The organism is Streptomyces sp. (assembly GCF_035645055.1).
In the GTDB taxonomy this organism is placed as follows: Bacteria; Actinomycetota; Actinomycetes; order Streptomycetales; family Streptomycetaceae; genus Streptomyces.
The window spans coordinates 18233-30987 of sequence record NZ_DASQNH010000086.1 but is presented as its reverse complement, the minus strand read 5'-3'; the positions used below and the strand labels follow the sequence as shown (position 1 = coordinate 30987).

Sequence of the window (12755 nt, the reverse complement as noted above, 5' to 3'; positions counted from 1 at the left end):
CGGCCGTGCGGCATCGGCGGCACTCCTTCGGACACGATACGTCCCGTTTGCCGGGTGCGCAGGAGGGGCGGAGAGCGGGTCCTCCAGGTTCCCCGGTCAGGTGAGCGCCAGCACGTACGCGAGCGCGGCGGCGGCCGAGGCGACCGTCCGGGCGTGGTTCCACACCGCCCACTCGCGCAGGTACGACGACCAGTACGCGGCGGCCTCCGCCGTATCCGGCCGCAGCCGCCCCAGGGCGGCGTTGCGCGGCACGTTGGCGACCACCGTGACCCCGAAGGAGCCGAACAGATACAGCGCGCTGCCCAGCAGCAGTTCCACCGCGCCCTCCCGCGGCCACAGCGCGAACGTCACCACGGCGATCACCGCGCACAGCACCGCGGATCCGAGGAAGACGGCCATGAAGGCCGGCCGCACCGCCGCCGCGTTGACCGCCTGCATCGCGGCGGCGCCCTGCGCGGGCGGGAGAGCGGCCAGCCCGCGCATCACGAAGGTGGAGAAGGCGCAGAAGACGCCGGCCACCAGGCCGGTCCCGAGCACTCCCAGCACCGTGAGCACGAAAAACGGTCCGTCGATCATGTTGTCCTCATCCCCCGCCGGGACCGTCCGGCCACCGTCGGGCCACCGTCCGGTCCGCTCTCGCCGACTGCCCTCCCAGTCAAGCCGGACCCGGACCCCCGGGCCATGCCCGAGCGCCGCACTCCCATGAGCGAGCGTCCACCACCCCCCCCGCCGCACCGCCCGCCGCACACCGCCGGCCCTCGCCGCTTCGGCTTCGCGGCCTCACCCGGCTGATTCGGTCTCCGCCTCCCGCCAGGCCCGGAGCACCGTCTCCACGGCCGCCGCGATCCGCCCGCGCGCCACGTGCCGGGGCACACCGTCCATGAGCAGCCGGTCGTAGGGCGTGTCCCGATGCCGTACGGAGGCCACGACCGCCGAGACCACCGCCGCCTCGGACAGGGCCCGGCCCGCCGCGCTGCGGCCCACCCGTCCGCTGCCCCGCACCGAGGCGTGCGCGGCGATCTCCCGCGCCCGCTCGGCCGGGCAGGCGGGGAACAGCCGCCGTATCTCCGTCGCGAACGCCGAGGCGAACCGCGCGTCCCGCTCCGCGCGCCGTCGCGCGTCCCGCGTCCGCCGCAGGCGCCGCAGCTCCGCGTCCGCCAGGCAGCGCCGCTCGGCCCGGGCGAGCCCCGTCGCCTCCACGAGCACGCCCTGCCGCTCGTAGCGCCCCTTGCGCCGGTTGAACCGTACGACCACCACCGACAGCCCGCTCTCCTCGCGCGCCCTGCGGGTCAGCGCCGTGTCGCCGCGCGGCAGGAACACCAGGTGCCCGAGGTCGGCGCAGTCCAGGCAGCGCGGCGCTCCGCCCTCCAGGACGAGCAGCGGCAGCGGGCCGCGCCGGCACGCGGCACACCGCTTGCGCTTCAGCGGCTGGACGGCGAGAAGTCCTGGGTGCGCCTGGGGAGTCGTGGAGACGGCGGCCATACCCGGTTCATGCCCTCGCACCCCCGTGCGCCACGCCGCCGACCGCACGCCGGTCCGGCATCCTCCTCCGGCCCGATGAGGGAGGACACCCCCGAACTGCCCGCCGTCCGCCGGGCTCGTCGGCGGGACGGGTCTCCGGCCGTGCCGACCGCCCCGTGACGCATCATGGGCCGTGTGCGACTCGAACCGATCACCTGGGACCGGCTCGGCGATCTTCTGGCCGAGCGGCTGCTCGACCTGAAGCCCGGTGACAAGCCCGGCGACGGCAGCCCCTGGCCGCGCATCGCCTTCGACGGCGCCCCGGCGGCCCGGCCCGGGGACCTCGCCGAGCGTGTCCACGAGGCACTGCGCCTGCGCGGCCGCCCCTCCCTCGTCGTCGGCGCGGAGGGCTTTCTGCGCCCCGCCTCCCTCCGGCTGGAGCACGGCCACCGGGACGTGGAGGCCTATTACGACGGCTGGCTCGACACCGGGGCGCTGTGGCGCGAGGTCTTCGGGCCGCTCGAACCGGGCGGCGACGGCCGGGTCCTGCCCGATCTGTGGGACCCGGAGACCGACCGCGCCACGCGCAGCCCTTACATCCGACTCCCGCCCGGCGGCCTGCTGTTGCTGCACGGGCCGCTCCTCCTGAGGCACTGGTTCCCCTTCGATCTGACCGTCCATCTCCTCCTCTCACCGGGCGCCCTGCGCCGCCGCACCCCCGAATCCGACCGCTGGACCCTTCCCGCCTTCGAGCGCTACGAGGACGAGACCGACCCCGCCGGTACGGCCGACGTCCTGGTCCGGGCGGACGATCCGCGTCACCCGGCATGGAGCGGCTGACCGCCCCGTGCGGAGCGGCTGGCCATCCGGCGTGGAGGGGCTGGCCATCCGGCGTGGAGGTGCTGGCCATCCGGCGTGGAGGGGCTGACCACCCTGCCCGGCGCCGATCCGGAGGGCTCCGGCCGCTCTCCCGCTCCGGGTGCGGGTGCCGGCGGGCGCGGTCAGAATGAAGGTCGCCGGGACCAGCGGTGCCCCCTGCGCCGCGCCGGCCGTCCGGCACCGGGAGGTACCTCATGACCACTGCCGGAGACATCATGCACCGCGGTGCGCAGTGGATCCCCGCCCACGAGACCCTGGACCGCGCCGCCCAGCTGATGCGTGAACTGGGCGTCGGCGCCCTGCCCATCAGTGACGAGAACGAACGGCTCTGCGGCATCCTCACCGACCGCGACATCGTCGTGGGCTGCGTGGCGATGGGCCGCGACCCGTCCAAGGTCACCGCGGGCGAGATGGCCCAGGGCACGCCGCGCTGGATCGAGGCGGACGCCGACATCAGCGAGGTGCTCCGGGAGATGGAGGATCACCAGATCCGCCGCCTTCCCGTCATCGAGAACAAGCGCCTCGTCGGCATGATCAGCGAGGCCGACCTGGTCCGGAATCTGTCGGAGGACCAGATCGCCGAGTGGGCCGAGCGGGTCTACGCGAAGAGCTGACGCCCGCGGGGTCAGAGCCAGCCGTTGCGCCGGAAGCCGCGGTACAGCGCCAGGCACGCCAGCGATATGACGCCGATGACCATGCCGTAGCCGTACCGCCAGTGCAGCTCCGGCATGTGGTCGAAGTTCATGCCGTACATCCCGCACACCATCGTCGGCACGGCGACGATCGCGGCCCACGCGGTGATCTTCCGCATGTCCTCGTTCTGCGCGACCGTGACCTGGGCGAGGTGGGCCTGCAGGATCGAGTTGAGCAGTTCGTCGAAGGCGGCGATCTGCTCCGCGGCGCGCAGCTGGTGGTCGGAGACGTCGCGGAAGTACGCCTGTATCTCCGGGTCCACCACCCGTATCGGCCGGGCCGCGAGATCCAGCAGCGGCCGGCCGAGCGGGACCACGGCCCGTTTCAGTTCCAGCAACTCCCGCTTGAGCTGGTAGATGCGGCCCGGGTCGGCCCGGGCACCGTCCTCCGCGAAGACGTCCGTCTCGACCTGCTCGATGTCCGCGTGGACCGCGTCGATGACGCCGAGATAGTCGTCGACGACGTTGTCCGCGATCGCGTGCAGCACCGCTGACGGCCCTTTGACGAGCTGGTCCGGCCGGGACTCCAGGTCCTCGCGCAGCGGGCCCAGCGAGCCGTGCCGGCCGTGGCGCACGGTGATCGCGAAGTCCTCGCCGACGAACACCATGATCTCGCCGGTGTCCACCACCTCGCTGGTGGCCGTCAGCACCTCGTGATCGACGTAGCAGACCGTCTTGAACACCGCGAACAGCGTCTCGCCGTACCGCTCCACCTTCGGACGCTGATGGGCCTCGATGGCGTCCTCGACCGCGAGCGGATGCAGGTCGAACAGCTCGGCGATGCCCGCGAACTCCTGGACCGTCGGCTCGTGCAGCCCGAGCCAGACGAAACCGCGACCGTGCTTGCGGACCCGCTCCACCGCGTCGACCAGGTCGCCGCCGAGGGGGACCCGGGCGCCCTCCTCGTACGCCACGCAGTTCACGACCGAGGAGCCCAGCGGGGAGCGGGCGGGGTGACTGAGGTCGACGGGCCGGCGCCGCCGGGCCAGCCGTGCCACCGTGCGGAGGCCGCCGACCCTGCCGAGACTCGTCACCTTCCGCAGATTCCCTGCCATGGACATCTGGATCTCCTCGCGTGGATCCTCGCGTCGCGTTTCCGCGCCTGTCGCGCCAGTGTGCCAGTGGCTGAGCGAGGGCGGGAAAGCCTGTGGAAGGCGTGGATTCCGCTTTGTTCCCGCTTGTGGACAACGGGACTTCGGGGAGGGTGGGGGAAGCCTCGGAGCGTCGGCCACTCTGGACAAGTAGGACAAGTGGGATGATCTCGGTATGACGCTCACCGACGCGAATCTCCCGGACCACCGGCAGGCCGGGGCGGCGGAGCGGTCCGCCGCCCTTGCCGCCCTCTTCGACCCCACGACGTTCCGGCACCTGGAAGGGTTCGGCGTCGGCCCCGGCTGGCGCTGCTGGGAGGTCGGCGCGGGCGGTACCACCGTCGTCTCCTGGCTGGCCAAGAAGGTCGGTCCGACCGGCAAGGTCGTCGTGACCGGCCTCGACCCCTCCTGGGCCGCGGTGCCCGCCCGCCCGCCGGTGCAGCTCCGCCTCCACGACGTGAGCGTCGAGGAACCGCCGGGGGAGGGGTTCGACCTCGTCCACGCCCGGCTGGTGCTCGCCGAGGTGCCCGACTGCGCCCGCGCGTTGCGGACGATGGCCAAGGCACTGCGTCCCGGCGGACGGCTGCTGGTCGAGGATTTCGACCTCGCCCTCCAGCCGCTCGTCTGCCCCGACGAGCACGGCCCCGAGCACCAGCTGGCGAACCGGCTCCGCCAGGCACTGCGTCAGCTCCTCGCCGGGCGCGGCGCGGACCTCGCCTTCGGGCGGGGCCTGCCACGGCTGCTCCGCGCGGCCGGACTGCGCCGCGTCGAGGCAGACGCGTACTTCCCCGTCACCTCGTCGGCCTGCGCCGCGCTGGAGGCCACGACGACCCGGCAGATCCGCGACGAGCTGATCTCCGCGGGCCTCGCCACCGCCCAGGAGATCGACCGCCACCTCGGGAACATCGCCGCCGGCGCGATGGACCTGGCCGCTCCGCCGATGATCTCGGCGTGGGGGCGCCGGGTGTGAGGGGCGGGGGCATCGTCCCTGGGCCCCTTCCAGGGCGGCGCCGACGCTTCGAAGGCGGGCCGGTCCGGCACCCGGCCCTCGGGTCACCCCGGCATCGGTGGTCTTCCTCCCACTTGCCCGACCGCCCTGGCCCCCGCCGCACAGCCCGCCCGCGTCGCCGTCTCCGCGTCCGCGCCGGTGAGGAGCGCCGCGAGGAACGCGCCCGTGAAGGCGTCGCCGGCGCCCGTGGTGTCCCGGGGTGTGGTCGGTACGGCGGGGACGTGTACGGTCACGGCTCCGGACCTGGCCACCAGCGCACCCTCGGCGCCCTGCTTGACGACCACCAGGGGGACGCTCCGGCTCAGCTCGGCCGCCGCTGCCGCCGCGTCGCGCCGCCCGGTCAGCAGACAGGCCTCGTCACGGCTGGGCAGCAGCACCTCCACGCCGTCGACGAGCGTCAGGAAGCGGTCGGCTCCCAGCTCCTTGAGGAATCCGGCCGACGCCGGATCCAGGCTCACCGGCACCCCGCGCGCGCGTGCCGCCGCCAGGGCCACCGCCACGAGTGCCCGGCTCGCCTCGGAGAACAGCAGATAGCCCGACAGATGCAGGCGTACGACACCGTCGAGCAGCGCGTCCGACCAGTCACCGGGATCGAGCCGCAGGGAGGCCCCGCTGTCGGTGAGGAAGGTCCGTTCGGCCGCCGCGCCCGTGTCGACGAGGCAGATCACCGTTCCCGTGGGCGCCCCGGGGTCGACGACGAGCCGCGCGCTCACCCCGCAGGCGGCCAGCTCCCGCTCGTGCCAGGCGACCGCGTCCGCCCCGGCCCGGCCGAGGAACCGTACCTCCGCGCATCCCGAGTGGGCCGCCCAGCACGCCACGTTGGCACCCGCCCCGCCGGGCACGGTGCGCACCGCGGCGGCCGTGTCCGTGCCCGGCGCCAAGGGGCCACTGTGCCGGGCGACGACATCCGTGATCACATCCCCGACCACCAGCAGCGCGCCACCTCCGGGAGCCGCCGCCCCCGCCGTGCCCCCGGTCGCGCTCACGCCCCGGCCCAGGCCGCCGCGATCCGTGCCGCCAGCCGTACGTTGCCCCGCACCGCCGCCAGGTTCGCGTTCAGCGAGGCGCCCGCGGTGTGCCGCACCAGGTGGTCGAGCAGGAAGGGCGTGACCGCCTGACCGGTGACCCCCTCCGCGTCGCAGGCGCGCAGCGCGTCGGCGAGCACGCGCGCGTGCAGCTCGGGATCCAGCTGCTCGGGCTCCGGCACCGGATTGGCCACGATCAGCGCCGACTCGGGAAGGCGCAGCGCGTCCTGAGCCCGCATCACCTCCGCGACCTGACCCGGGCTGTCCAGGGTCCAGTCCACCGGATGCCCCGAGTCGGACAGATAGAAGCCGGGGAACCGGTCCGTGCCGTAGCCGGCGACCGCCACGCCCAGCGTCTCCAGCCGCTGCAAGGTCGCGGGCACGTCGAGGATCGACTTGACCCCCGCGCACACCACCGTGATCCGGGTACGGGCCAGCAGGCCCAGGTCGGCCGACTCGTCCTGCGTCACCGTCCACTGCCGGTGCACCCCGCCGAGCCCGCCGGTGGCGAACACCCGGACGCCCGCGCGGGCCGCGAGCAGCGCGGTCGCCGACACCGTGGTCGCACCGCTCGCCCCGGTGGCGGCGGCGAGTGCCAGATCGCGGTGCCCCAGCTTGCGGATCCCCTCCTCGTTGGCGATCCGTTCCACCTGCTCCTTGTCCAGGCCGACCCGCGGCCGCCCGTCCAGGACGGCGATCGTCGCCGGGACGGCTCCCTCCTGCCGTACGGCCTCCTCCAGTTCCAGGGCCACCTGGAGGTTGCGCGGGCGGGGCAGCCCGTGCGCGATGATCGTGGACTCCAGAGCCACCACGGGACGACCCGCGGCGACCGCGTCCCGTACCTCTTCCGACACCATCAGCGTCACGCGACTGCCTCCTCCGTCGGTCTTCCCTCATCCCTGGCGGTCGGCGGGCCCGCTCAAACGCTTGCGGCCTGTGGGGGACACCACCAGCCTGGGACGCATGACCGACAACGCGACACGTCTCGACCATGTCGTCCTCTGGGTGCGCGACCCGGTCGCCTCGGCGGAGTTCTACGCGAAGGCGGTGGGCCTGGAACCGCTCCGGGTCACCGGCTTCACCGCGGGCGAGGTCTCCTTCCCCTCCGTCCGGGTGAACGAGGAGACGATCCTCGATCTCGCCCCGCTCAGCATGGCGGAGCGCATGACCATGCTGCCCGGGGCCAAGAGGAGCGCGGGCCACCCCGTCAACCACGTCTGTCTGTCGCTGCCGTCCGACGCGTTCGACGCCCTGCGCACCCGGCTGCGCGGACACGACGTCCCCGTGTCGGACATCGCCCACGACTCCTACGGCGCACGCGGCATGGCCAGGCGGAGCTTCTACTTCCGCGACCCCGACGGCAACGTCTTCGAGGCACGCCACTACTCCTGAGGCGCCCCGGCGGCTCGGCGCCGGCGCACGGGAAGGGGCCTCAGAACAGCGGCTGGGGCAGCACGCCCTCCAGGGCCAGCAGCTTCCGCTTGGTCTCCAGACCGCCGCCGAAGCCGCCGATCCCGCCGCCGCTCTCGACGACCCGGTGGCAGGGCACGACGACCGGGAGCGGATTGGCGCCCATCGCGGCCCCCACCGCCTGCGCCGCGCCGGGCTGGCCGACCCGGCCGGCGAGATCGCCGTAGCCCACGACCGTGCCGTACGGCACGCCGGACGCCAGCTCGCGCAGCACCTGGCGGTTGAAGCCGGAGATCAGCGACCAGTCCAGCGGCAGGTCGAAGCCTTGCCGCGCCCCGGTGAAGTAGGACTCGACCTGGCGTATCGCCTCGGCCAGCAGCGGGGAGCCGGGTGCCTGGACGGGCTCGGTCCCCAGCCGGGACGCGAGCCGGTCCAGCGCCTTGTCACGCACGGCGTCCGTGGCGTGGAACACCACGTTGACCAGGCCGTCGCGGGTCGCGGCCAGGAGCAGCGGGCCTATGTCGGTGCCGACCACCGTCCACACGACACGCTCGTCCCGCCGCTCGTCCCGCCCATCGCTGTCCATGCGGTCCACCGTACGGCCCGCCACCGACAACGCCCGCCGCTCGCCCGTCCGTCACTCCCCGACAGCCGGTCGCCGTCACTCCCCGTCCAGCGCCTCCCGCACGACGTCGGGCCGGTTGGTGATGATGCCGTCCACCCCGTACGAGGCGACGGTCCGGGCGGTGTCCGCGGAGTCGACGGTCCAGGTGGAGACCCGCAGCTTGCGGCCGTGCGCCCCGGAGATGGCGTGCGCCGAGGAGACGTAAGCGGTCGAGAGGGCGCCGTACGGGGGGTTGATCTGGTCCACGAACAGCGCGTACCGGGGCAGCTCCGCGACGGGCGGCGTGCCGAGGAATCCCGTCCGGACGGCGGGCCGCAGGTGGTGGACGGTCCGCATGCTGTCCGCGCTGAAGCTCTGCACCACCAGCCGGCCCGCCACATGCGCCTGGTCGAGCCAGCCCTCGTTGGCGAGAACCTTGAGCGTGTCCCGCTCGATGCCCGGATACAGCTCCGGTTTCTTGATCTCCAGCAGCAGCTTCTGGTGGTGGGACTCGACGCGGCACAGATACTCCTTCAGTGTCGGCACGCGCGCGCCCGCGTACGCGGGGCCGAACCAGCTGCCGGCGTCCAGGCGGGCGATCTCGGCGGCGGTGAAGTCCTTCACCTGCCACGGCGCCCGGTCCGGGAAGACCGTCTCGACGTCGGTGGTGCGCCGCAGGCTGTCGTCGTGGATCACCACGAGTTGGCCGTCCTTGGTGCGCTGGACGTCGTTCTCGACCCACTCGATGCCCAGCTCGGCCGCCTTGTCGACGGCGGCCAGGGTGTTCTCGGGCGCGTAGGCGGAGGCTCCCCGGTGGGCGATGACGGCGGGCCGCTGCACGGCGGGTTCGGCCCGGGCGCCGGGTGCCGGGAACAGCAGGGCGGCGGTCCCCAGGAGCGCGGCGGTCGTGGCGGTGGCTGCGCGCGGCTGCATGCGTACTCCTCGCGTCGAGTGGTCACGGACAGCACAACTCTGACAGCAGAGGGTCGACGCGAGGCGAGTGCGGGATGGCCACAGATTGAACGGCGCTGCCGGAGCCCCCTCACCGGGGCCGCACAAGTGGGGCGGGGGCGTGTTTCTTTGCCGGAAAGTCGTTCGACCATTCCGGTGGGAGTCATACTCTCTGCCTCAACCCTGACCGCTCGGGCGGTTGTGGGAAGGGGAGCTTTTCAGGGAATTCCGGGACGGAAGAGGGCGGAAGGGCAGCCGCGCATGCAAGGCACGGTCGACGGATTCAGCTACGGCCTCGTCACGCCGCTGGCGGCCTATCTCATGGCCTGTCTCGGCGGCGCCCTCGGCCTGCGCTGCACCACCAGATCCATGCTCGTGGCCGGACCCTGGCGCCCGGGCTGGCTCGCCCTCGGCTCGGCGGCCATCGGCTCCGGCATCTGGACCATGCACTTCATCGCGATGATGGGGTTCACGGTCGAGGAGGCGCCGATCCACTACGACAAGCCGACGACCTTCGCCAGCCTGGCCGTCGCCATCGTCATGGTGGGCGTCGGGATCTTCATCGTCGGTTACCGGGGCGCCACCGGAACCGCCCTGTTCACCGGCGGCACCCTTACGGGTCTGGGCATCGCCTCCATGCACTACCTGGGCATGGCCGGAATGCGTCTGAACGCACAACTGGAGTACAACACCCTCACCGTCGCCGCCTCGGTCGTCATCGCCATGGCCGCCGCCACCGCCGCCCTGTGGGCGGCCGGCCAGGTCAGAGGGTTCCTGTGGAGCATCGGCGCGAGTCTCGTCATGGGCCTGGCGGTCAGCGGCATGCACTACACCGGCATGGCCGCCCTGAGCGTCCACCTGCACGGCACCGGCGGCCCCGGCACGGGCGACTCGCCCGCGGCCCTGCTCGCCCCCATGCTGATCGGCCCGCTGGCCTTCCTCTGCCTCGCGGGTGTCGTCGTGCTGTTCGACCCGTTGATGGTCATGGGGAAGCCGGACTGGCCGCGGCCGGAGGACAAGCCGGGCGTCCCGGCCCACGTCCCCGTCCACCACCAGGGCACCCGCTTCCCGGCCGACGCCCGCCGCCGTCCGGTCGGCCGCCGCGCCCGCACCCCGCAGAATCGCTGACCGCTGACCGCTGACCGCTGACCGCTGACCGCGAATCCGCTGACCGGGCCCGGTGCCGTCGGCCGGCGGCCCGCGCGTCCGCACCTCGCGGAAACGGAAAACGCTGATCAGAGCCGCTTGTCAGTGGCGAGTCGTACGGTGGATGACATGCGGCCCGTTTCCCAGATCGAACGTACGGTGGCGCCTTTCGAGGTCGTCAGCCCCTACCAGCCGAGCGGCGACCAGCCGGCGGCCATCGCCGAGCTCGCCCGGCGCATCGAAGCCGGCGAGAAGGACGTCGTGCTGCTCGGCGCGACCGGCACCGGCAAGTCCGCCACCACCGCGTGGATGATCGAGAAGCTCCAGCGCCCCACCCTGGTCATGGCGCCGAACAAGACACTGGCCGCCCAGCTGGCGAACGAGTTCCGCGAGCTGCTGCCGAACAACGCCGTCGAGTACTTCGTCTCGTACTACGACTACTACCAGCCCGAGGCCTACGTCCCCCAGTCGGACACCTACATCGAGAAGGACTCCTCGATCAACGAGGAGGTCGAACGGCTGCGCCACTCCGCGACCAACTCGCTGCTCACCCGCCGAGACGTCATCGTGGTCGCCTCCGTGTCCTGCATCTACGGCCTGGGCACACCCCAGGAGTACGTGGACCGCATGGTCCCCCTGCGGGTCGGCGAGGAGATCGACCGGGACGACCTGCTGCGCCGCTTCGTGGACATCCAGTACACGCGCAACGACGTGGCCTTCTCCCGGGGCACCTTCCGGGTCCGCGGCGACACCATCGAGATCTTCCCGGTCTACGAGGAGCTGGCCGTCCGCATCGAGATGTTCGGCGACGAGATCGAGGCCCTGTCCACCCTCCACCCGATCACCGGCGAGATCGTCAGCGACGACCAGCAGCTCTACGTCTTCCCCGCCTCCCACTACGTCGCCGGCCCCGAACGCATGGAGCGGGCCGTCAACGACATCGAGAAGGAGCTGGCCGAGCGGCTGGCCGAGCTGGAGAAGCAGGGCAAGCTCCTGGAAGCCCAGCGGCTGCGCATGCGCACCACCTACGACCTGGAGATGCTGCGCCAGATCGGCACCTGCTCCGGCGTCGAGAACTACTCGATGCACTTCGACGGCCGCTCGCCCGGCTCCGCGCCCAACACCCTGCTCGACTACTTCCCGGAGGACTTCCTCCTGGTCATCGACGAGTCGCACGTCACCGTGCCGCAGATCGGCGCGATGTACGAGGGCGACGCCTCCCGCAAGCGCACCCTCGTCGACCACGGCTTCCGGCTGCCCTCCGCCCTGGACAACCGCCCGCTGAAGTGGGAGGAGTTCCAGCAGCGCATCGGCCAGACCGTCTACCTGTCCGCGACCCCGGGCACCTACGAGATGTCCCGCGCGGACGGCTTCGTCGAGCAGATCATCCGCCCGACCGGCCTGGTCGACCCCGAGGTCGTCGTCAAGCCCACCGAGGGCCAGATCGACGACCTGGTGCACGAGATCCGCGCCCGCGTGGAGCGTGACGAACGCGTCCTGGTCACCACCCTGACCAAGAAGATGGCCGAGGACCTGACCGAGTACTTCCTGGAGCTCGGCATCCAGGTCCGCTACCTGCACAGCGACGTCGACACCCTGCGCCGCGTCGAGCTGCTGCGCGAACTGCGCGCGGGCGAGTACGACGTCCTGGTCGGCATCAACCTGCTGCGCGAGGGCCTGGACCTGCCCGAGGTGTCCCTGGTGGCGATCCTCGACGCCGACAAGGAGGGCTTCCTGCGCTCCGGCACCTCCCTGATCCAGACCATCGGCCGCGCGGCGCGCAACGTCTCCGGCCAGGTCCACATGTACGCCGACAAGATCACCCCGGCGATGGAGAAGGCCATCGACGAGACCAACCGCCGGCGGGAGAAGCAGATCGCGTACAACGAGGCGAACGGCGTCGACCCGCAACCGCTGCGCAAGAAGATCAACGACATCGTCGCGCAGATCGCCCGCGAGGAGGTCGACACCGAGCAGCTGCTCGGCAGCGGCTACCGGGCCAAGAAGGACGGCCGCGGCACCAAGGCCCCGGTGCCCTCGCTCGCCGAGCACTCGGTCAAGGGCGCGAAGGCCACCAAGGCCAAGACGGCCAAGGGCAAGGCGAAGGAGACGGTGCCGACCGACCGTCCGGCGGCCGAACTCGCCGAGCAGATCGAGGAGCTGACCGCCCGCATGCGGGCCGCCGCCGCGGACCTCCAGTTCGAGATCGCCGCCCGGCTGCGCGACGAGGTCTCGGAGATGAAGAAGGAACTGCGCCAGATGAAGGAGGCGGGCCTGTCCTGACGTCCGCCCGGGCGCCGGTCCCGCCCCGGAACCGGCGCCCCGGCCCCGCACCGGTCCGCGCCCGGGCTTCCGCGCGGAACCGGGGCCCCGGCAGCCCCGCGGGCCCCGCCACCGGCTGCGCTGTGTTGCAAGACCGACACAAAGTCAGGTCCGGGGTACGGCACTGTCAGTGCCCCTGCGTAGGGTTCAGGTCAACCGCGGCAT

The 12755-nt window shown here is 72.5% G+C and carries 13 protein-coding genes; 6 read left to right on the top strand and 7 right to left on the bottom strand.

Annotated features, from left to right (window positions below; all coding sequences use genetic code 11):
- Positions 1-96: 96 nt before the first annotated feature.
- Both VE614_RS27930 and VE614_RS27925 read right to left on the bottom strand, forming a co-directional pair.
- Complete coding sequence (locus tag VE614_RS27930; RefSeq protein WP_324943046.1) at positions 97-576, bottom strand: DUF1772 domain-containing protein; 480 nt, start codon at positions 574-576, stop codon at positions 97-99.
- 204 nt (positions 577-780) lie between these two features.
- Positions 781-1482 (bottom strand): DUF2293 domain-containing protein, encoded by a 702-nt coding sequence (locus tag VE614_RS27925; RefSeq protein WP_324943043.1) that lies wholly within the window; start codon positions 1480-1482, stop codon positions 781-783.
- A gap of 165 nt (positions 1483-1647) precedes the next feature.
- On the opposite strand from VE614_RS27925, the gene VE614_RS27920 reads away from it, so the two are divergent.
- Both VE614_RS27920 and VE614_RS27915 read left to right on the top strand, forming a co-directional pair.
- On the top strand, positions 1648-2301 hold the full coding sequence (locus tag VE614_RS27920) for a uridine kinase (protein ID WP_324943040.1): 654 nt from the start codon (positions 1648-1650) through the stop codon (positions 2299-2301).
- Positions 2302-2534: 233 nt separating this feature from the next.
- Entirely contained in the window at positions 2535-2954 is a 420-nt protein-coding gene (locus tag VE614_RS27915) for a CBS domain-containing protein (RefSeq protein ID WP_324943038.1), read from the top strand.
- Positions 2955-2965: 11 nt separating this feature from the next.
- On the opposite strand, the gene VE614_RS27910 is transcribed toward VE614_RS27915, so the two are convergent.
- The gene (locus VE614_RS27910) at positions 2966-4093 is read right to left on the bottom strand and encodes a magnesium and cobalt transport protein CorA (protein ID WP_324943035.1); all 1128 of its coding nucleotides are present in this window, start codon (positions 4091-4093) and stop codon (positions 2966-2968) included.
- Positions 4094-4298: 205 nt separating this feature from the next.
- On the opposite strand from VE614_RS27910, the gene VE614_RS27905 reads away from it, so the two are divergent.
- Positions 4299-5093 (top strand): methyltransferase domain-containing protein, encoded by a 795-nt coding sequence (locus VE614_RS27905; RefSeq protein ID WP_324943032.1) that lies wholly within the window; start codon positions 4299-4301, stop codon positions 5091-5093.
- An 83-nt stretch (positions 5094-5176) separates the two neighbouring features.
- Here VE614_RS27905 and VE614_RS27900 read toward each other — a convergent pair whose 3' ends face one another.
- Both VE614_RS27900 and VE614_RS27895 read right to left on the bottom strand, forming a co-directional pair.
- The gene (locus VE614_RS27900; protein WP_324943029.1) at positions 5177-6118 is read right to left on the bottom strand and encodes a carbohydrate kinase family protein; all 942 of its coding nucleotides are present in this window, start codon (positions 6116-6118) and stop codon (positions 5177-5179) included.
- On the bottom strand, positions 6115-7014 hold the full coding sequence (locus VE614_RS27895) for a pseudouridine-5'-phosphate glycosidase (protein WP_324943229.1): 900 nt from the start codon (positions 7012-7014) through the stop codon (positions 6115-6117). Before VE614_RS27895 ends, VE614_RS27900 begins: the two co-directional genes overlap by 4 nt.
- 106 nt (positions 7015-7120) lie before the next feature.
- On the opposite strand from VE614_RS27895, the gene VE614_RS27890 reads away from it, so the two are divergent.
- A complete protein-coding gene (locus VE614_RS27890; RefSeq protein WP_324943026.1) occupies positions 7121-7549 on the top strand; it encodes a VOC family protein in 429 nt (142 codons plus the stop codon).
- 40 nt (positions 7550-7589) lie between these two features.
- On the opposite strand, the gene VE614_RS27885 is transcribed toward VE614_RS27890, so the two are convergent.
- Together VE614_RS27885 and VE614_RS27880 are read right to left on the bottom strand one after the other, a co-directional pair.
- Positions 7590-8153, bottom strand: coding sequence for a methylated-DNA--[protein]-cysteine S-methyltransferase (locus VE614_RS27885; RefSeq protein WP_324943023.1), 564 nt, complete (start codon positions 8151-8153; stop codon positions 7590-7592).
- A 75-nt stretch (positions 8154-8228) separates the two neighbouring features.
- Complete coding sequence (locus VE614_RS27880; RefSeq protein ID WP_324943020.1) at positions 8229-9104, bottom strand: glycerophosphodiester phosphodiesterase; 876 nt, start codon at positions 9102-9104, stop codon at positions 8229-8231.
- A gap of 279 nt (positions 9105-9383) precedes the next feature.
- Here VE614_RS27880 and VE614_RS27875 point away from each other — a divergent pair, with 279 nt between their 5' ends.
- Positions 9384-10250: an MHYT domain-containing protein gene (locus VE614_RS27875; RefSeq protein WP_324943017.1), complete on the top strand. Its 867-nt coding sequence runs from the start codon at positions 9384-9386 to the stop codon at positions 10248-10250.
- Between the two features lie 147 nt (positions 10251-10397).
- Entirely contained in the window at positions 10398-12551 is a 2154-nt protein-coding gene (gene uvrB, locus VE614_RS27870) for an excinuclease ABC subunit UvrB (protein ID WP_324943014.1), read from the top strand.
- Positions 12552-12755 lie beyond the last annotated feature (204 nt).

What these genes read in the sequence shown, in the direction of transcription:
- VE614_RS27930 (WP_324943046.1), bottom strand. Translation starts at nt 576, where the DNA reads ATGATCGACGGACCGTTTTTCGTGCTCACGGTGCTGGGAGTGCTCGGG.
- VE614_RS27925 (WP_324943043.1), bottom strand. Translation starts at nt 1,482, where the DNA reads ATGGCCGCCGTCTCCACGACTCCCCAGGCGCACCCAGGACTTCTCGCC.
- VE614_RS27920 (WP_324943040.1), top strand. Translation starts at nt 1,648, where the DNA reads ATGGGCCGTGTGCGACTCGAACCGATCACCTGGGACCGGCTCGGCGAT.
- VE614_RS27915 (WP_324943038.1), top strand. Translation starts at nt 2,535, where the DNA reads ATGACCACTGCCGGAGACATCATGCACCGCGGTGCGCAGTGGATCCCC.
- VE614_RS27910 (WP_324943035.1), bottom strand. Translation starts at nt 4,093, where the DNA reads ATGTCCATGGCAGGGAATCTGCGGAAGGTGACGAGTCTCGGCAGGGTC.
- VE614_RS27905 (WP_324943032.1), top strand. Translation starts at nt 4,299, where the DNA reads ATGACGCTCACCGACGCGAATCTCCCGGACCACCGGCAGGCCGGGGCG.
- VE614_RS27895 (WP_324943229.1), bottom strand. Translation starts at nt 7,014, where the DNA reads ATGGTGTCGGAAGAGGTACGGGACGCGGTCGCCGCGGGTCGTCCCGTG.
- VE614_RS27890 (WP_324943026.1), top strand. Translation starts at nt 7,121, where the DNA reads ATGACCGACAACGCGACACGTCTCGACCATGTCGTCCTCTGGGTGCGC.
- VE614_RS27885 (WP_324943023.1), bottom strand. Translation starts at nt 8,153, where the DNA reads ATGGACAGCGATGGGCGGGACGAGCGGCGGGACGAGCGTGTCGTGTGG.
- VE614_RS27880 (WP_324943020.1), bottom strand. Translation starts at nt 9,104, where the DNA reads ATGCAGCCGCGCGCAGCCACCGCCACGACCGCCGCGCTCCTGGGGACC.
- VE614_RS27875 (WP_324943017.1), top strand. Translation starts at nt 9,384, where the DNA reads ATGCAAGGCACGGTCGACGGATTCAGCTACGGCCTCGTCACGCCGCTG.
- uvrB (WP_324943014.1), top strand. Translation starts at nt 10,398, where the DNA reads ATGCGGCCCGTTTCCCAGATCGAACGTACGGTGGCGCCTTTCGAGGTC.